At 46.9% G+C, this 19,132-nt stretch carries 18 protein-coding genes; 6 read left to right on the forward strand and 12 right to left on the reverse strand.

Annotated features, from left to right (window positions below; translation table 11 throughout):
* Position 1: 1 nt before the first annotated feature.
* Together BREVNS_RS03225 and BREVNS_RS03230 are read right to left on the reverse strand one after the other, a co-directional pair.
* Positions 2 to 1,558, reverse strand: a complete 1,557-nt coding sequence (locus tag BREVNS_RS03225) for a peptide ABC transporter substrate-binding protein (protein WP_483427615.1) — start codon at positions 1,556 to 1,558, stop codon at positions 2 to 4.
* A gap of 510 nt (positions 1,559 to 2,068) precedes the next feature.
* The gene (locus BREVNS_RS03230) at positions 2,069 to 2,428 is read right to left on the reverse strand and encodes a single-stranded DNA-binding protein (RefSeq protein WP_483427616.1); all 360 of its coding nucleotides are present in this window, start codon (positions 2,426 to 2,428) and stop codon (positions 2,069 to 2,071) included.
* A gap of 1,144 nt (positions 2,429 to 3,572) precedes the next feature.
* Here BREVNS_RS03230 and BREVNS_RS03235 point away from each other — a divergent pair.
* Positions 3,573 to 4,031 carry a YbhB/YbcL family Raf kinase inhibitor-like protein gene (locus BREVNS_RS03235; protein ID WP_483427617.1) on the forward strand — a complete coding sequence of 153 codons (459 nt, stop codon included), beginning with the start codon at positions 3,573 to 3,575 and terminating at the stop codon, positions 4,029 to 4,031.
* An 89-nt stretch (positions 4,032 to 4,120) separates the two neighbouring features.
* A complete protein-coding gene (locus BREVNS_RS03240; RefSeq protein ID WP_483427618.1) occupies positions 4,121 to 4,864 on the forward strand; it encodes an SDR family NAD(P)-dependent oxidoreductase in 744 nt (247 codons plus the stop codon).
* Here BREVNS_RS03240 and argH read toward each other — a convergent pair whose 3' ends face one another.
* From argH to BREVNS_RS03290, 10 genes are all read right to left on the reverse strand, one after another.
* A complete protein-coding gene (argH, locus tag BREVNS_RS03245) occupies positions 4,865 to 6,220 on the reverse strand; it encodes an argininosuccinate lyase (protein ID WP_483427619.1) in 1,356 nt (451 codons plus the stop codon).
* 13 nt (positions 6,221 to 6,233) lie between these two features.
* Complete coding sequence (locus BREVNS_RS03250; protein WP_483427620.1) at positions 6,234 to 7,337, reverse strand: glycosyltransferase family 2 protein; 1,104 nt, start codon at positions 7,335 to 7,337, stop codon at positions 6,234 to 6,236.
* A 1-nt stretch (position 7,338) separates the two neighbouring features.
* A complete protein-coding gene (gene argF / locus BREVNS_RS03255; RefSeq protein ID WP_483427621.1) occupies positions 7,339 to 8,265 on the reverse strand; it encodes an ornithine carbamoyltransferase in 927 nt (308 codons plus the stop codon).
* 488 nt (positions 8,266 to 8,753) lie between these two features.
* Positions 8,754 to 9,002: a DUF3467 domain-containing protein gene (locus BREVNS_RS03260; protein ID WP_483427622.1), complete on the reverse strand. Its 249-nt coding sequence runs from the start codon at positions 9,000 to 9,002 to the stop codon at positions 8,754 to 8,756.
* Positions 8,999 to 9,757, reverse strand: a complete 759-nt coding sequence (locus BREVNS_RS03265; RefSeq protein ID WP_483427623.1) for a hypothetical protein — start codon at positions 9,755 to 9,757, stop codon at positions 8,999 to 9,001. The genes BREVNS_RS03260 and BREVNS_RS03265 overlap by 4 nt, the downstream gene beginning before the upstream one ends.
* Before the next feature lie 7 nt (positions 9,758 to 9,764).
* Entirely contained in the window at positions 9,765 to 10,055 is a 291-nt protein-coding gene (locus BREVNS_RS03270) for a hypothetical protein (protein WP_483427624.1), read from the reverse strand.
* The gene (locus tag BREVNS_RS03275; RefSeq protein WP_483427625.1) at positions 10,031 to 10,594 is read right to left on the reverse strand and encodes a hypothetical protein; all 564 of its coding nucleotides are present in this window, start codon (positions 10,592 to 10,594) and stop codon (positions 10,031 to 10,033) included. The genes BREVNS_RS03270 and BREVNS_RS03275 overlap by 25 nt, the downstream gene beginning before the upstream one ends.
* Positions 10,594 to 13,371: a glycohydrolase toxin TNT-related protein gene (locus tag BREVNS_RS03280; RefSeq protein ID WP_483427626.1), complete on the reverse strand. Its 2,778-nt coding sequence runs from the start codon at positions 13,369 to 13,371 to the stop codon at positions 10,594 to 10,596. The genes BREVNS_RS03275 and BREVNS_RS03280 overlap by 1 nt, the downstream gene beginning before the upstream one ends.
* A gap of 131 nt (positions 13,372 to 13,502) precedes the next feature.
* On the reverse strand, positions 13,503 to 13,754 hold the full coding sequence (locus tag BREVNS_RS03285) for a hypothetical protein (RefSeq protein ID WP_483427627.1): 252 nt from the start codon (positions 13,752 to 13,754) through the stop codon (positions 13,503 to 13,505).
* A gap of 208 nt (positions 13,755 to 13,962) precedes the next feature.
* Positions 13,963 to 14,604 (reverse strand): hypothetical protein, encoded by a 642-nt coding sequence (locus tag BREVNS_RS03290; protein ID WP_483427628.1) that lies wholly within the window; start codon positions 14,602 to 14,604, stop codon positions 13,963 to 13,965.
* A 150-nt stretch (positions 14,605 to 14,754) separates the two neighbouring features.
* Here BREVNS_RS03290 and BREVNS_RS03295 point away from each other — a divergent pair, with 150 nt between their 5' ends.
* The 4 genes from BREVNS_RS03295 to BREVNS_RS03310 are packed head-to-tail and all read left to right on the forward strand — an operon-like array spanning position 14,755 to position 19,095.
* Complete coding sequence (locus BREVNS_RS03295; protein WP_483427629.1) at positions 14,755 to 15,807, forward strand: deoxyguanosinetriphosphate triphosphohydrolase; 1,053 nt, start codon at positions 14,755 to 14,757, stop codon at positions 15,805 to 15,807.
* Entirely contained in the window at positions 15,804 to 17,897 is a 2,094-nt protein-coding gene (locus tag BREVNS_RS03300) for a SpoIIE family protein phosphatase (RefSeq protein ID WP_483427630.1), read from the forward strand. The genes BREVNS_RS03295 and BREVNS_RS03300 overlap by 4 nt, the downstream gene beginning before the upstream one ends.
* Complete coding sequence (locus tag BREVNS_RS03305; protein WP_483427631.1) at positions 17,894 to 18,361, forward strand: hypothetical protein; 468 nt, start codon at positions 17,894 to 17,896, stop codon at positions 18,359 to 18,361. Before BREVNS_RS03300 ends, BREVNS_RS03305 begins: the two co-directional genes overlap by 4 nt.
* Positions 18,358 to 19,095, forward strand: a complete 738-nt coding sequence (locus BREVNS_RS03310; RefSeq protein ID WP_483427632.1) for an adenine nucleotide alpha hydrolase family protein — start codon at positions 18,358 to 18,360, stop codon at positions 19,093 to 19,095. Before BREVNS_RS03305 ends, BREVNS_RS03310 begins: the two co-directional genes overlap by 4 nt.
* The last annotated feature ends 37 nt before the right edge of the window (positions 19,096 to 19,132 follow it).

Consider the following 19,132-nt stretch of genomic DNA (forward strand, 5'->3'; position numbering starts at 1 on the left):
ATTATCTTTCCAGATAGGCTTCTTTCAAAGGATGAAGATCAAGAGCATTCATATACACACCCTTGACATAAGGTTTCCACATCAGGATATTCACATAGAAGTAGATGGGCATCACAGGAAGATCCGTCATCAAGATCTCTTCCACCTGGCGGAAAATAGCCATACGCTTCTTGGGATCCTTTTCAGAAGCAGCCTTTTTGATGAGTTCATCATACGTGGGATTACTATACCCTGTCTGGTTATTTCCACCACCGGTAACAAACATATCAAGGAAAGTATTGGGATCAGGATAGTCTCCAATCCATCCGGCACGAGCAATCTGATACTGAAGTTTTCCAACCCTGTCAAGATAGACCTTCCATTCCTGGTTTTCAAGGGTCACATCAATACCAAGGTTTTTCTTCCACATTTGCTGGATGGCTTCAGCGATCTTCTTGTGTCCTTCAGAGGTATTGTAGAGAATAGTAAGCGTTGGGAAGCCTTTACCATCAGGATAACCTGCTTCAGCAAGAAGTTTCTTGGCTTTTTCAATATTTTCCTTTTCACCAACATAGGGAGTATAGCCTGCAAGAGAAGGTACAAAGTTGTAAGCGGGTTGCTGCCCTGCCTTCAGGATATTGTCAATGATATACTTGCGATCAATAGAAAGATAGAGCGCCCGACGTACACGGGGATCCTTGAGAGCTGGATCGGTGACATTGAAACGATAGAAATACACAGCAAGTTGAGGAGCCACCTTGGTATCAGGATGCTTCAGCATCTCCTCCACCCTATCCGTGGGAACCGTAGGAAGCCAGTCAAGTTCATTGTTGAGGTATTTTTCAAGAGCGGTATTATTGTCTTCGATAGCATAAAATTCAATCTGGTTGAGTTTTACCTTTTCCTTATCCCAATAGGTATCGTTCTTGACAAAGACAATCTTCTGGTTTGGTGTCCATTCCTTGATCTTGAAAGGACCATTCACCACAAGGTTTTCAGGAAGAATCCACTTATCCCCAACTTTCTGGATCACATGGAGAGGTACGGGCATATAGGTAGGAAAAGCGGTGAGTTGCAAGAAATAGGGAGTGGGATTTTCAAGGGTCACCTCAAGAGTCTGATCATCGATAACCTTGATACCAACTTCCTCTGCCTTGGCTTTGCCTGCATTGTAGGCTTCGCCGTTTTTGATCACATAGAGCTGATAGGCATATTCAGCAGCTGTTTCAGGAGCCAAGGCACGAAGCCAGGAATCCTTGAAGGTCTGAGCGGTGAGAGGAGTACCATCAGACCATACCGCATTAGAACGAAGCTTGAATGTCCAGACCTTGCCATCTGCAGAGACTGTCCAGCTCTCAGCCACACCAGGGACAGGCTCAAGCGTCTTGGGATCATACGCTGTCAAGCCCTCAAAAATCTGCACCGCAATGGTGAATTCAGGGTGGCCCGTCATAATAGCAGGATCAATGGTTTGGGGCTCTGTGCCATTGTTATACCTGAGAACATCCGTTTGTGCCTTTGGCCCACACCCGGCCAAAAACATAAGTCCCACAAGACCTAACACCAAAAACCGTTTCATATATTCTCCTCCTTACGGGTTATGTTCACGTCGGACCGCACCCCTCCTTTCTCTTTTCACCCCATATATTTTAACGTAAAAATCCCTGCTGTCAAGCCTAGGCTTGGCTTTTGCTTTCTTTTTTCACATAAAAAACCGATGAAGGAATATTCTGAAGAGAGAATCTCTTCCAAGATATTTGCTTCTCAAAACTCACCTCTTCTTTTGAAAATCAACACTTCTCTTTCGAATACTTTCATGAGACCCCTGCACGGGTATTTTCTTCCCCTTTTTAGGTCAGGGGCTACGCCCCTAAAACCCCGCTTTTTCTTTGTAGAAGGGGTTTATTGGTCTTTTTTGTGCAAAAAGGGAAGATTATTCATTATTGCAAGGAATATTTTTATTTTTATACTATTTTTTGTTCTTTATTATTTTTTTGAGACCTTTGAACATTCGTGCAAAGGTCTCTTTTATGTGATAAACTAAAAAAAGAAAAAGGAGTCACCAACAGGTGACTCCTCCTCACGCCTCTTACTCATCAGAAGCAAACGGCTTCTGACGTTTCTGATTGGGCATGAACTTCACATCCTGAGCCAAAATCACCACCCGACTCTTGGTGTGACCAGCCTCATCCTTCCATCGACTCTGACGGAGTTTTCCCGAGACGATAACCTTTCTCCCCTTCTTGAGATAAGAGGCACAGACCTCGGCAATCCTTCCCCATGCTGTCACCTCAAAGTAACTCGTTTCCTCATGATCGGGTTCTTGCTTGGAAAAACCCGTATGAGCAATAGCAAAACGGGTATAAGCCGCACCAGCAGGCGTATACCGAAGTTCAGGTTCTCTCACCACACCACCTTCCACAATCACCACATTCACCGACTTGGACATATCTTCCTCCTTATTTGAGTTTTCATAATATATTATCGAAATTTTTTTGTTAAATTTGTCCATTTTTGTCAAAATAATGTCAAAAACGGGCGTTTTTGAAAAAAATTTTTTTAGTCTCTCCGTAAAGTAAAAAACCAGACAAAAATATGTCGTTCCACACATGAAACTGAATAGCTATTTCCACATTTCTTAATGAACAGGGAAATAACACGAGAAAGCTCTGTTCTTTCACCCCTTTTTTTTCTGTACCCCACGGGGCCGCTTTTGCGGTCGTGTGTCCTTTGCCGCAAGTGGGGAGCCCTTCCGAAGTGAGGGTGCAGGAGGCACCTGAGGCGATATCTTCTGTTGCTTTTCCCCACAAGCCCACCGAAGCGGAGCTGCAGAGGCTTTTGCTGAGACATGGTGATAGGGCTTTTCATTCTTCCGTGGGGTAGAGGATGCTCTTTGCTATCACCATGTTTCAGCTTAGGAGGAGGTTTTTTGCTGAGAAATGGTAATAGCAAGAGACATGTAGTTTTTGTATAGATAGAGGTTAAACCTTTGACCAATGGGTTGTTTAGCTGAAACAAGGTCATAGCCCTGGGTCCTGTGGTCTCAGAAAGCCCCCCTTGGGGCTGAAACATCGCCATAGCCTCCCCGCCCCTGTCTGCGGTGTCACCTGAGAGAAGCCCCTGCAGGGGACACGTGCCCCGCGGGCTGGTAATGGAAGCCATCGTCTTTTCACCACTAGCCGAGCCACAGGAGGTGGCGAGGAAGCCCGGGGTCAGACAGGGAGGGCTGTCTCCGGGTGGCTACAGAAGAGAACGGGACTACAGGTTTTTGTTCCAGCCCGCACCACGGGAGACAGGTCGGTGGCTACAGAAACCGCCGCAGGGGCGGGGTGGGGTTTTCAAAAGGGGCGAAGCCCCTTTTGCCCCGCGCGGGAGCGCTTCATAGAAGAAAGAAGACGGATAACAAAAATAGCCCAAATTTGAAAGAGAAAAGATGGTCGAATAAGTATTCAGTTTTTGTGTGAAAATGACCATTCTGTATGAGTGTGGAACGACAAAAAAACCAGACAAAAATATCTTTTCTCCCTTGCCTCCATTTGCAAAAACCCCTCTCCCGTGCTATACTAAATTATCCTCTTTTCAAGGAGGTTTCTATGAAAATCTCAAGCCCTGCCTTTCATGATGGGGGATTCATCCCTTCTACCTACACCTGTGACGGGAGAGATATCTCTCCTGAACTTGTGTGGGAGGACATACCTTCTCAGGCAAAAAGTCTGGTGCTTTTGTGCGAAGATCCTGATGCCCCTATGGGACTTTTTGTCCACTGGGTGGTTTTCAATATCCCGCCCTCTACTTCCGGTCTTCCCCAGGGGGTTTCCAGTGCTGAACTCACCCGTCTCTCCGCCAAGCAGGGAAGAACGGATTTTGGTCGAATTGGATACGGTGGTCCCTGTCCCCCTTCTGCCACCCACCGCTACTTCTTCAAACTCTATGCCCTTGACACCCTCCTCTCCCTTCCTGAAGGAAGCACACGAATACAGGTCCTCAAAGCCATGGAAGGGCACATCCTTTCCTCGGCAGAACTAATGGGAAAATACCAGCGCCAGAGATAAATACCCAGCTTTTCAACAGGATAACCAGCCTTCTTGTCTGAACCCTTCCCTACTAAAAAAGAAGAAGCCATTTGTCCAAGGAGGAATACATGAAGTACGTCCTTATCACCGGCGTTTCCAAAGGACTTGGAAAAGCCCTGGCCAAAGCCTTTCTCTACGCTTCCTACGGGGTGATTGGTATTTCACGAACAGGGGATCAGGAACTCGAAGAAGAAGCCAAAAAGAACGGAAAACCCTTTACTTTCCTCTCGTGGGATCTCACGAAAATAGAAAGCCTTGAAGACCTCGTCTCTCAGATCCTTTCTCTTCTCCCAAAAGAATGTGAAGAACTCGTGTTTATCCACAACGCGGGCGAGATGCAACCTGTCACGGAGATAAAAAATCTCACCGCCCCCGATATCCACCACAACTTCCTTCTCAATACCATTTCTCCCCTTGCCCTCACCTCTGCCTTTTTGAGACGATTCTCAACCACCTCCATCCCTCTCCAGATGGTATTCATCTCCAGTCGGTCCGTGGTTGCCCCTCGCAAACTCTGGGCTGTGTATGGAGCAGCCAAGGCAAGCATCGACCATTTTGCCCAGTCCCTGGCCTTGGAATACAGGGGGAAAAAATCCTTTCACGTCTTAGTTATTCACCCACCCGCTATGGACACCGAAATGCGTAAACGATACCTCAAAAAACGCTCATGGTTTTTCTGGTTCTTGGACTGGATTTCTGTTCATATTCTCCGTCAAAAAAAGGTGTACCATCCCGACCTTGTCGCCTGGAAGATCCTCTATTTAATCGAAAAGAAGTCTCTCCCTTCAGGCTCTGTCTGGAGATGGGAGTGATTACTCCCCAAAAAGCCCCTCTAACTTTCTGTGAAAATCTTCTTCCTCTTTGGCCCAGAACATTTCATAACGATGAATCTCCGCCCTGATAGCCTCATAATCATACGTAAGTGGTGATCCAGGAGAAACCCGTTTTTCTATACTTTCGCGAATGCGGTTTTCATTGACCTCGAGAGTTTCCATCTCCTTGGCAGCCCTTCTATAGGCATCCCGGAAAGGCACACCCTCCTTTACCGCCTCAAAGACCAGATCCGTAGCAAAAATACCTTTGGAAAGCACGCGGCGAATATTCTCTTCATTGAAACGAATATTCTCAAGCACAATAGCAAGCACCTCAAGTGTCTCCTGCACGATATCAAAACTCCGCATCAGAGGCTCTTTGGTCTCCTGCATATCCCTATTGTAACCTGAAAGAAGCCCCGTGGTTATACTCTTGATCTGATGACTGTATCCCTGCACCACGGAAGCCCTTGCCCTCACAAGCTCCATGACATCGAGATTTCGTTTCTGAGGCATGAGAGAACTCCCCGTGGTAATCACCTGATTCGTTTCAATGAAGAGAAGTTCATCCATATTCCAGGTGAGAAGGTCTGCGGCCAGTCGTGAGCCATCATGCATCCAGTTCCAGAGAGCATCAATAATCATGGCCTCCATCTTGCCCCTGGAATTCTGAACCGCCAAGGGACTATACTGCACACGTCCAAACCCCAAAAGACGGGTGGTCATGTCCCTATCAAGGGGAAGAGGAACCCCAAACCCACTCCCCGTTCCCAAAGGATTCGCATCAATGAGCTTATAGACCCCCTCAAGATGGGAAAGATTGTCCATTCCCATCTCAATAAACCCGGCCATCCAGAAACCAACCGTCATCAGCATAGCCTGCTTGGTATGCGTATATCCTGGTAGGATGGTTTGATAGTGAGCTTCCCCAAGATCCGCCATAATCCGAAGAAGCCTCACCGCACGACGCGCAAGAGCAATGATCTGATCCTTCTCATACAGACGGAGAACAACCATGACCTGGTCGTTTCGACTTCGACCTGTATGAAGTTTTTTCCCCACATCCCCAAGAAGTTCTGTAAGTTGATTTTCCAGTTTGGAGTGCACATCCTCGTCCGCCACAGAAAGAGCAATCGTTCTTCCATGAGATCGGAAAAGATTCGTGATAGCCCGCCTGATGTCCTCATGTTCCTTTTCACTGAGAATACCAATCGAAGCAAGCATGGCCGCATGGGCAAGACTTGCTGCCATTTCATAAAAATACAGCCTCCCATCCAGAAGATAATCCTGTCCCACCTCATAGGATTCCACCACAGGATGGAGTTTTTCCCCGCCTTTTTCCCATACTTTGGCCATGGATTTCTCCTTTTTATATCTTCCATTGAGTCTGCACTTTCACATCAAAGAGAACTAGCACAAAAAAGATCAGATTGAGAACCGTCCAGAGGGGGAGATAGAAAAGATAAAAAATCACAAACTCCCACCAGACAAACCGCATACGAAAATGCCTCGCCACCAGTCCATAACTGAGAATCGTGATCAGAAAAGACACAAGAAAAGGAATATAATTCCCCCCTAAAAGAAAACTATACTGAATAAAGTTAAAGAGAAGGGCCGACGTAAAACTCCACGCATGGCTCACCAAAAAGACAAGTGAAGAAAGAATACCAAGCCTGAAGACATGAAGAAGCACATACGAAAGAATATACGCCACCATGGGCAAAACAAAAACCCCAATCGCCAGTAGAAGCGAAGGCATAGACATCGTTTTTTTGAGTACCTCTCCAAAGTAGCGTTTGAACCAGAGAACATTGTTGAGAGCCCATCGTTTCCGCTGATTGATCCAGTCCTTCACCGTATCCGAAACCCCATTGGTGACCTTGAGTTCCGGTGGAAAGGCAAAACGGGCATGGTGGATAAACGACCTCGCAGCAAAATCCATGTCCTCATTGATCACCCGATGAAACCCTCCCATCCTGTCAAACCATTCCTTTCTCACGGCAAAACAAGCCCCGTTCATAGAAGGGGAGTGTCCAGAGAGCTTGGCCAAGAGGTACGTAGCCATGGTAAAACTCATAAACTCATAACTCATCATCGCTGAAACAAAGGTATTCACCCTTGCTTCCTTAGGAAGTTCCACAATCTCATTGTTCTCAAGGTAAATTGCTAACTTCTTCAAAAAATATTTATCTTGAGGAAAAATGATATCATTATCAATAAAAAGAAGGGCATCCGTCTCAAGAGTATGAACCACATCATTCAGGGACATCACCTTGCCCTTCTGAATACCATTGTAATGGACACGGATCTGATTCCTATAGAGATCAAGGATATGCTCAATCGCCTCATTGGTAGGACCATCGACAATCACCACGATTTCCTTCTCTGGATAGTCAAAAAAAAGAAGTCGCTCCACAATGGTTTTGAGATCTCGTGGGTCTTTGTACACGGGAATAACGGCTGTGATCTTCATCCTACTTCCTCATCAGAGTATACAGGATGGCCTTCTGAACATGAAGACGATTCTCTGCTTCATCCCATACCACGGAATGCGCACCATCAATGACTTCACTACTCACCTCTTCCCCTCTATGGGCGGGAAGACAGTGCATAAAGATATACTCTTCATCAGCATAACGGGCAAGCGTTTTATTTACTTGAAATCCTGAAAAATCCTTCAGACGTTTTTCGGCTTCTTCCTCCTGTCCCATGGATGCCCACACATCAGTATAGATCACATCAGCCCCTTTGACCGCTTCCACCGGGTCATTGGTGAGAAGAATTTTTGAACCAGAGACTTTGGCATTTTCTTTCATCATATCCACAATGCGATCATCCATCTCATACCCCTTTGGTGTCGCACAGGCAAAATGAGCCCCCAACCGGGTAGAGAGAAGACCAAGGGCATGAGCCATATTGTTTCCATCTCCAATATAACAGAACCTGATCCCACGAATCCTGCCCTTTTTCTCCACGATGGTTTGAAAATCAGCCATAGCCTGACAGGGATGAAGCCAGTCTGAAAGCCCATTGATCACCGGAATAGTGGCATGACGGGCAAGTTCCTCCACCCGATCGTGCCCAAAGGTACGTATCATGATCCCATCCACATAACGAGAGAGGACCCTCGCCGTATCCGCAATAGGCTCTCCCCGTCCAAGCTGAATATCACGACTACTCAAGAAAAAAGCAATACCCCCCAGTTCATACATCCCTGCTTCAAAAGAAACCCTTGTACGGGTAGATGACTTTTCAAAAATCATGGCAAGCTTCTTGCCAGCAAGTGCCTTGGCATAGCGAGACTTGTTTTTCTTCATACGAATAGCTAAATCGATCATCTCTATCAATTGCTCTTCAGAAAAATCCTGTGTGGTCAAAAAATCCTTGGGATATCTCTGCATCATTCTTCTCCTCACTTGAAAATCAGCATAGTAGTATACCCCAAAAAGCCATTTTTTGCAAGCAAGAAAGAAGAATGACGCTTAAGTAAATGGCAGGCTATGGCGATGTCTCAGCAAGAAAGGGGCTTTCTGAGACCGCAAACCCGGGGCTATGACCTTGTTTCAGCCAAACACCCCATAGGCTAAACGTTTAACATCTCTCTATACACCCCCCCACATGCCTCTTGCTATTACCATGTCTCAGCAAACCCACCTTCTGGTTAAACGTTTAACCCCCCTCCATACAAACCCAAACAATGACGACTACCTTCTTTCAGGGAGAAAAGCCTACCCCGGCTATCACCATGTTTCAGCAAACGAGCCCCCTTTGCTGAAATAAGGTCATAGCAAAATCTCCCGGCACCCTTCTCCCAGAGAAAAGGGCTGGCCCTATTCCCATGTCTCAGCAAAAGCCACCTCCGAAGCTGAAACATGGTGATAGCCTACCACTACCTCCCCTCCACCTCTATCTCCCCAAAAGTCTCCTCATACTCCCTCACACGCTCACCAAGTGCAAACAAAAACAGCTTCGCATTCCGGGGAGAAAGGGCTACACGACTGAAAATCTCTATCCCCTCTTTGCCGGGGGCTACAGTCCCAAAGTCGAAGAAAAACTCCTCCGACCCCGCATAAATCGACATCACATTCGTATACCTCACCCCATCATACCTCAAAATAACTCCTTCTCCCTTTGTCATACTCTATAGCCTCCTTCTTTCTCCATCTCTTCCCGCTTCTCCCTCTCATACTCCTCTTCGAGTTCCTTCATCCTCGCTAACCTCCGCCTGTCCTCCTCTATAATCCCATCTACCTCCGTCTCAAGTACATACTTGATCGCCCTCAAAAGAACCTTCTCGTCTGAAAACCCAACTCTCCCCCTCTCAAAGCCCTCAAACTTCCCCTCTCCAATTCGTTTCATAATAAGCGCATACATCATAATATATGAATATTTCAATCTTTTTTCTCTCTCATCATCAGTAGTATATATCAGCCTATCTGAAGGGCTATCTCCCAGGTTCGTTATATAAAATCCTGAACCATTTTTTAAAAAAACCTTTGTACGAGAAGCCCCCATATCAAACCATGCCAACCATTGAAGCCTCTCTACCTCCTCCCAGCTACAGATCTTCCGTGGACAATCCTTCCATATCCGATGTATCTCCCACAACTTCCATCCATATATCCCATCCTCCCTGATCGATATCCTCCAATACGAAATAATCGGCGCCCATACCACCGTCACAAACGCATCCGACAATAAGTACGCAAGACCACCAACAATACCCACTAAGCCACCTACAATTTGAGTAAATGACAATTGCCAGAACTGGCCTGTTTTTATTTCTTCTAAAAAAGCCAAAAGAAGAAAAGGCGCAAAAAACAAAACTCCTATCAAAATGACACCACCATACACTATATAGGTCACCAATGACACAAAATAATCCCTATTCATAGCCGCCTCATTTTCCTCTCTCATTTAGTGCCTTGGAGTAGTATTTCCAGGCTTCATAGGCTGCTTTATTCCCAAACTCCCGACAAACCCTCAACGTGAAATCCATATACTCCCTCTCAAAAGAACCCACCGGATACATCCCCACCGTCTGCTTCACCATATACGCCGTCGGCCCTCCAACAACAGCCCCAAAAATACTCTTGGAAATAAGTTCTTCATATTTAAATTCCCCCACACCAAACACCGCCGTGTCTGAAAGGTACTGGGCTCCGCTTATAAAAGCTTCCAGAACTCCCACCAATGCCTCTTGTGCCTCCTTTCATACTCTCTTTCAAATATTCTTTTCTCCTCGTTCATCTTCGCCTCTCCTTGACGTTGCCTCTCATACTCTGCCCATTCCTCTTCCGCCTTCCTCAAATAATATTCACTTTCCTCAGGTTCCTCCTTCAATAAGGCATAGGCATATCCTCTATAAAACTCTCTGCTATCAAAACTGTAAAAAGTATAAACAAAAATATAAGGAGAATTTTTTTCTACTCTAAACGCGAAAACCTGAGACTCAATAGGAAAATTACTCAATTCAGGATCGAAAATATATCCCCATAAACTACTCCCTATTGAAGTTATACCCAACAACTTACTAATATAACATTTTTCTTCTTCACAAACCCAGTGAAATCCTGTTTCTTGAAAAGAAGGAACATCTTTTCCTATACAATAATTTAATAACTCATAACCATGTTCATCTCGAAGCGTTATACATAAACTTCCCCACACCCCTTCTGAAAAAAATAAAGGGAAACCATTACTGTTTCTATAATCTGTCACAATTTTCATTATTTCCCTCCCTTTATATAAGTTCTTTTAAGATAATCATTTCTCAATAACCACTGTAAATAAGTCTCATGTTCTAAAAAAGGTGTTTTACTTATGCACTCTTTCATTAAACTTTCATCCAGCTTATACTGCCAGCCACCTCCTGCCCCACCAAATTCCTTTACCGGAGCTGTCTGACCATACTTCACAGGAAACTCTTTCATCACCACATACTCCTCATAATAGGGATATTTCTTCGGAATTCCTCTATTCACATATGGTGTGCCTTTCGGCGCAAAATATGAACCCCTCCCAGGCGTTGTGGTATATCGTGTCAAAACTGTTCCCTCCCGCAACTGAAACACTCCCTCTGTCCCGGCCACAAAACCCTCTCCACCCGGCCAGGGAAGAGCTTCCTCTGATATTACCACTTTCGTTCGTGTATTGATAAATTGTCGCCCAACCTGATGCCTATATCTACACCCAGCTTCATATCTTATTCCCCTCACTAATTGTGGTCCTTTTACCAAAGAAAACAAGCCCGTCCCTACAGTAAACACATCCTCCCCCGCTTTCTCCCAATCAACAACCCCTGAGGAAGTTTTAAAAAACTTCCTCAATGCCGCAGGGAAACCGTGTTCAAAGCTATAATTTAAATCGTCTCCTATTTTCCCTAACGTTTCTTTCGGATGGGTTATCGCCTGCCACATATTCTTCCCTGTTTGTATCGGATGAGTCACCATATCAACTATACCTTTCACCATATTTCCTGCACCTTTGACTATCCCCCCTGTAAATTGAATCACAGGCCAACTTCTCCAGGTATAAGGCCTCAATTCTCCATCCCTTCCTCCCATATACCAAGGATGTCTTTCTTTCTCCCCCCACTCCTTTGTCCCTGGTATCTGCGACGCTATCTTCTGCCACGGAGATTCCGCCTGTTGCCTCTTCTCCCACTCCTGCCCTATCTTCTGACTCATCGCCTTCTCCCCCTCTGTGGCCTCCCTCTTCGCCCAGTCGGGGATGGTCTCAGGGTCAAGATTGATCCCCTCACCAACCTCGATATAATTCTCCCTCCCGCGTAGATGCGGGTTCATCTCTAAGAGCTTCTTCAGGGGTATCCCCGTCTTCTGGGCTATCTTCACAAGCGTGTCCCCCTTCTCCACCGTATACACCTTCGCCTCAGAAGAAACCTCTTTTTGTTTACTCGCCTCCCTCTCCTCAATCATCCTCGCCCGGGCCTCTCTTCTTCCCTCCTCACGATTCAGCACCTCCCCGGCTATCAGTCCAACCCTCCTCTGAAGCTCATCAAACCCTTCCATCTCTTTCATCGTCCTCTCCACAGCCTCCTGAAATCGCTTCATCGCTTCCTCGTCCCCCCTCTCAATCCCAGCCATCGCCCTATCAAGCCTGTCCTCTATCGCTATCTCCCACCTCACCTCATCCTTGAAATAATCAAGCCCATGGGAAAAATTTGGATCACTCGCCTTCGCTTCCTCATACAGCCTCCTCGCCTTCTCCATCTTCCTCTCATAATCCGCCTGACTCACCGCCTTCTGCCCATAATCACTAATAGGCTTCTTCCCCCCTTCCTTCGCCCACTCCTTGCGCGCTATCTCCCACGCCCGGTTATATACATCACTATTCACATGCCTCTTCGGTGGTTTCGGCTTCGCCGTATCCCCCTCCTTCTTCCCTCCCGTTAAACCCTCCACCACCTTCTTCGCCTCCTGCCCTACATACGCCGCTATCTTGCTCGCCGTATCTACAAACGAATTCACCGCTCCCGCAATCGCATTCCCTACCGTATTCACCGCATTCGAAATACCTTCCGCTATCGAAGACAAAAACCCCTTCTTCTCCGATGATGAAGATGAAGAACTCGAACTCCCAGAAGAAGAACTCTTCTCACTACTGGACGATGATTTGGAGGGTGTGTCTTCTTTCTTGCTCCCTCGCCCTTCTATGTCCTCCCCCTCCTGCTCCATCTCAAGCGCCTCCCTCACATCCTCAGGCGCAAGTTCCCCAAGCCTCTCCTGCACCAGTTTCAGCGCCTCTTCTACCCTCCCTATCTCTTCCTCTATCTCCTTTTTCCGTCTCTCTATCTCCTCTCTCACCCGCTTCGCCTCCCCATACGCCTCCCTCGCCCTCTTCTCCTCTTCCTTCGCTACTGCAAGCTCCTTCTCAAGCCTCTCCCTCTCCTCCGAAGACAAGCCACCCTCTTCAAGCTTCCTCTCTATGTCCTCCCGTCTCCCCTTCGCTTCCTCATACGCCTCAAGTCGCCTCCCCTCCTCAAGTATCGCCTCCTCCCACTTCGCCGTTACCTCCTCCCTCTCCCTCTCAAGTTCCCTCTTCCGACCCACAAGCTCCCTCTCCCGCCTCGTTAGCCTCCCCCTCTCCTCACTCCGTCTCTTCCTCTTCTCCTCCTGCAACACCACAAGCACAAAACCCGCCATCGGATGCTGCTTACTGAACGGTAACCGGTTCTCCCACGGCATCGTGTCCCATGGATATCTCTTCTCATGCCACTGACGTACTCTCTCATCTAACCTCGTCTCCACTGTCCTCACTTCCCTCGCCGACGTTACCAGCGACCGAACCGCCGATACCACCTCCTGTATCGTCACCCCCTTCTCCATGTATTTCCTCACAAGATGGGGATCCTCTCGCCCCTCAAACCTCTTCGCTTCCGTGTACCCTATCGCCCCATAAACTCGCCCCTTCGCTGCACTCTCCGCCCGCCACACCGCAAGCGTTACCTGTGACTCCGCCATACGAAAAGAACGAGAGCCTTGCACGGGTGTTTTCTTCCCCTGTTTGGGTCAGGGGCTACGCCCCTGAAACCCCGCTTTTTCTGTTCACAAGGGCTTATTTGTCTTTTTTTATGAAAAAAATAGGCTTGTTTATTATGGAAAGAAATATTTTTATACTACTTTTTGCTTTTTATCACTTTCTTGAGACCTTTGCACATTCGTGCAAAGGTCTCAGAACTATACACATCCTTCGCTTTCATCTCTGAAAGAAAACTCCGTCCCGGCAAAGAAAAAGAATGAACCATCGATTCCATCCGAAGATACTCCTGCCCATGCGCAAGAGTCCCGAGAAGACCGGCAAACGCCGCCCCTGCTACCACCTTCTTCACTTTCCGCTTCAGTGCATCTTCATACCCATGGTACTTCATACCACACCTCCACTCAATTTTTATTCTTCAAACCCTTTTTCCCTATAATTATACCACACACCCCCCACCCTGTCAACTCTTCCCCGCTTCCCCCGTGAAATTTTTTCTCTTTCGCCCCCTATTTTACCATAGTCCCTCCTCCATGTCAATGGGCATTTGTCACAAGTTTGGGGGAAGTTTCTCTCTTCTTCCCCAAAAGAACGTCTTTCTACTCCCTTCCCATGACCCTATTCGTTACCGGTTCCACAGGAAACCAGAGAGGCCCCACACTATTTTTCTCTTCCACCTGAAATTCGTTCTCCTGAATCACCACATAGTAGTACGGTCCCCCAACAGGGGGCATATCCTCATACCAGGTTTCCTTCACACGAGCGATCGGACGACTGGTACGAAGAACACCTATCTGAGGCGGAACACTGAGACGATACACCGCAAACTCCTGCCCCTTATACCCATCAAAAAACCACGAAAGCATGACCCGATCTCTAAAGACATTCCCCTTTACCTGAAAAAGAATAGGAGAAGGCGTCTCTTCTTCAGTCGAAACCTCTTTCACTTGAGAAGAAACCTCCTCTTTTTTTTCTGGTACATAGGCCACTACCGTCGCATTCAGAACAGGCAAAATATCTTCATCTGTGTAGTTCGTTTTGACAGGCAAAATAGCCACATAGGGGAAGTTCAACACGCTCAAGAAACTCCCATAACGATAAAGATTCTGTTGTGGAATACCCTTTGCCTTTTGCCGAAAAATAATCTCAGAGGTTTTCACCATCTCTGCTGAAAGAATGGGCACCTTCGCCCCAAAGAGAACAAATTCCCCCTCCTCCACGTTAGCCATCCAGGAAAGCAAAATCCCTCCATTCGTGGGAACTAAAGAAATACTTGTCGTATAGACATCCTCTCCGTATAATAAAAGAGTGCAGAATGCACAAAAAATGCCGATAAAAGGAAAAGAGAACCTCATGGATATAGTATCGTATTTACCCGAGCAGAAACTTGAATGGAACGACGTATGAGAGAACTTCACGAACAGTTCGAACAAGAGTATCTTTCCCCTTACGGAACCAAAAGTGCCCAAACCAGGGGGAGAAAAATACCCGAAACTCCCGATGAGATACGAACAGAGTTTATGCGGGACAGAGACCGTATTATCCACAGTGAATCCTTTCGTCGGCTCAAACACAAAACCCAGGTTTTTCTTTCCCCTGCCAGTGATACCTTTCGTACCCGGCTCACCCATACCCTTGAGGTATCCCAGATAGCCCGCACCATCGCAAGGTCCCTGCGAGTCAACGAAGACCTCACAGAAGCCATCGCCTTAGGCCATGATGTGGGACACACCCCTTTCGGACATGCAGGAGAACGCATCATCCAGAAACATCTCGACCCCCACTTCAAACATGCCACCCATAGTGTTCGTGTCCTCAGCACCATTGAAAAAAACGGTCAGGGGCTTAACCTCACCACAGAGGTCCTGGACGGTATTGCCAAACACTCCAAAACAGGCCAGAATCCCATTCTCTGGTCAGACAAAGACAAACCCCTTACCATCGAGGGACAAATTGTACGCCTCGCCGACATCATCGCCTATGTAAACCATGACCTTCAGGATGCCCTCTCGTCCGGTCTTCTTTCTCCCCATGAGATCCCCAGGGAGATTCTCTCCACCCTCGGAGAAAGCCACGCTGCTCGCATCAATACCCTCGTTCGGGATGTTATCCTCCATTCGCAGCAAAGCGCTGAAATACGAATCAGCGAAAACATCCTGACCGCCCTCCACAATTTGCGTGCCTTTCTCTTCGACAAGGTATACACCCACCCAGAACTCCAGAAAGAAATGACCAAAGCAGAAAATATCCTCTTGGCCCTCTTAGAACACTTCGACAAACTCATTGACAGGGGAGACCCCTTTCCCTCTCTGGTGCATATTCCCGTTTCTAGTAGCAAAAAACAAACCCTCATTGATTGCCTTGCCTTCATGACAGACACAGAAGCCATGCGAATTTTCTACCAGATCTACATTCCCAAATCCTTCAGCTGGGGGACCCGATGATGTGGCTCAACCTCCTCTTTGCCGGTCTTTCAGCCCTTCTCATTTTCTTTTTTTTGGACTACATCAAAAATGTCTATAAAACCGAACTTCTCCTTGAACAGCTCTTTGACCAGTTTCTCCGCCTCGAATCCCGTGCTACCTATGCCGAACAGGAAATGTACGACTACATCGGCAACCGCCTCAGCAAAGCCTTCTTTACCACCAACTGTCTTGTCTATGTTCGTGTCAAGGAAAAATTTCTCCTCAAGTACCAATCCATGACCCACCCCCTCTGGCCAAAACTCCTCCGCCGAAACTTGGCCCTCCAGGAAGACCCCGCTATCTTGGGAAGAGAAATCAATCGCGGGATTCTCAGCGAAGGTTTTTATACCGCTTACTTTCGACGAAAGGTTTTTCGCACCTTAGTGATCCCTGTCAAAAACGCCAATGGAAAGGTGATTGGTGTTTTAGTTTTCTTTTATTTCTCCCTCATTCCTTATCTGCGAGCCCTCAAATACCTGAAACTCAACGCCTCAAAACTCCATGACTTTCTCAAACACCTCTTCATCATCATGCGCGAATACGCCATGGATTTCAAAAACATTACCATTAACCAGATCAAAGACTACGCCATCCTGATTACCGACTCCAATTATCATATTATTTATGCCAATAGTGGAGCCCTCTTTCTCCTTGGAACCCCTTCTGAAACCCTCCTCAAAGGGAAGCCCTTCCTCTCTTTTATCCATAACGACTATATCGACCAGTTCCAGATTCTGTTGCAGACCATTCAAACCATGGGAGAAACCAAAAGCCATCTTGATCTGAGCATTCGCCATAACGATGAATACCAGATCATCCATACTCAGGCCTATCTCAAAGCCATCTCGCTCGAAGATGAGTTCATGGGACTTTATATCCTTCTTCACGACATTACCAACGAAGAAATCATGCTTCAGAACATGAAGCGCCTCTCCGCCATTGCCAATAGCCTCTTCAGCCATTCGGACGACGCCATCTTTCAGGTAGCCAAGGATGGCCGCATCATCAGACACAACCAGAAGGCCCAGTCCCTCTGCGAGCGGGAAACACCCCTCCAGGGACAGGCCTTTGCCCATCTTTTTCCCTCCCCCCTTCAACAAAGGCTCAATGACCTCTTAGACGAAACCATCACCACCCGCTCCTTCAAAGAGCATACCGAAATCGAGTTCAAACAGCGATGGTACAACATCCGTACCTTCCCCGTCTTTGTAGACGATGCCTATGACAGTAGCATCATTACCTTTGTCGATATTACGGATATCAAGCTCCACGAACAAAAACTTGCTTCCATCACCCGACAGATGCTTGATGACCTCAATGCGGCCAAAACCCTGCAGTACGAACTTCTCCCCGATACCACTCCCCTCTCCGAGGTGGTATGTTATCAACACCTTTTCCAGCCATGCGAGGAACTGGGCGGAGATTTCTTCTACATCGAAGAAGTAATCGTAGGCGGAAAACCCTATCACCTGATCCTTGTGGCTGATGTGGCAGGCCATGGTATTTCCGCCGCTATGCTCACCGTCCTTGTGAAAGATGTGTACACCGCTTTCCGAAAAGACGTCGTGTCTCAGGAAATTATTCTTCCCAATCGCTTTCTTGAGATGCTCAACGAAAGACTCTCCAGCCTTGAAATGTCCACTATGCCCTTCGTGGCCGTCTACATGGGCATCCTGGATGTTGAAAACCGGGAGTTTTACTATTCCAGCGGCGGAATTCCGTTTGCCATTCGCCTCAATGCCCAAAACGAAATCAGTTTCCTTGGCATAGAAAAATCCCCTCCTACAGGCTTTCAGAGCGGCTTCTCCTACCGCTACGACAAAGTTAGTCTCCAAAAAGACGACAGAATCATCATTTACACCGACGGTATTGAAGACCTTCTCTCTTTCTACAACACCTATTTCAATAACATCATTATGGAAAATCGTACAGAATCCATCACCACTATCAAAGATATCCTCATGCAAAAAATCGAAGACTTTTACACCAATCACCACCACGTACGCCTCCGTCAGGATGATGTAACCGTTGTCCTTTTCCAGATACTTTGCGAGAGAGGTGAAGTATGAGTTTAGCCCCATCAAAGACAAAACAAACCTCCCTTGAACAGTTTGTGAAAGAAACCAGGGCTTTTCTCAAGATTTGCCAGAAACAAAAAACCATCGAACCCTTTCTCACCCTTTCCGAGGAAACGAAACAAGAAATGGTCGATACCGCCTTTCTTCTTGCTGATGAATGGAGTGACTTTTTTCTCACCCTCATTTTCCACAAAAAAATCGATGAACTCCTCGCTCTCGAGGATATTTTCCTTGAGAGTGCCAATAGAGAAGTTTTGGAAGCCCTCAAAAACCTCCTCGAATACACCCTTCAACAAACCCCAGACTCCAACCTCAAGCTCTACAAACTACGACGCCTCTACTATGCTCTTGCCACCTACTACAGTGAAGAAGAGGCCATGATAGGCTATGAGATCCCCCTCTACAAACCAGAACTCTCCCTCTCGTGGGTTTTTTCCCTTGAGGACCTCACATGAAGGAACACAATCTTCTCAAGATTGTTGGTCAGGCCATTCAGGACTACCGTATGATTCAGGACGGGGATATTCTCTGGGTGGGCGTCTCCACAGCCCCCAAGAGTATTTCCCTCCTTCTTTTTCTCCAGAAAAGGCTCTCGTATATTCCTATATCCTATACTCTCCGCCCCCTCCATATCCTCACCCCGAATGAAGATCCCCTTCTCATAGAAAGATGGTACACCACTCTCCAAAATCGTTTTTCTCTTCCTCCCCTTATCCTTTCACCCCTCCCAAAAGAAGGGCATACCCTCTATCACCATAACCCGAGACAGGCCATTCTCCAGACCCTTATCCATACCTGTTCTTCCACTCCTGGAAAACTTGCCTTAGGAGACAGTTTAGAGGATATCACCCTCTCAGCCCTCATGGCCCTCATCTATCATCGCCGCTGGGCTCCTCTTCTCCCCCATTATCCCCTTCATCACTTTCCCTTGGCCATCATTCGGCCCCTTGCCTATCTTTTCGAGCGTCAACTTCTCTCCTATTGTCAGGAATACCACATCCCCTTTCTTCGCCCCTCTACCCCTCTCTCAAAAGGCAAATCTCACCTTTTCTCCCTGTTAGAAGACATTCGTCCATTGACACCCAACCCCCTTCATCAGGTTTTTGCCGCCTTCCGTAATCCCAAAAAAGAATACTTTCTTCAGAAAGAAACAACAAACGCCCCGCATTTTCAAAATCCTTTTTTCTGAAACCAGAACAAAGAAGTCTCAAGTCACAAAAAACATA

It is taken from the genome of Longinema margulisiae (assembly GCF_025266855.1).
GTDB lineage: Bacteria > Spirochaetota > Brevinematia > Brevinematales > Thermospiraceae > Thermospira.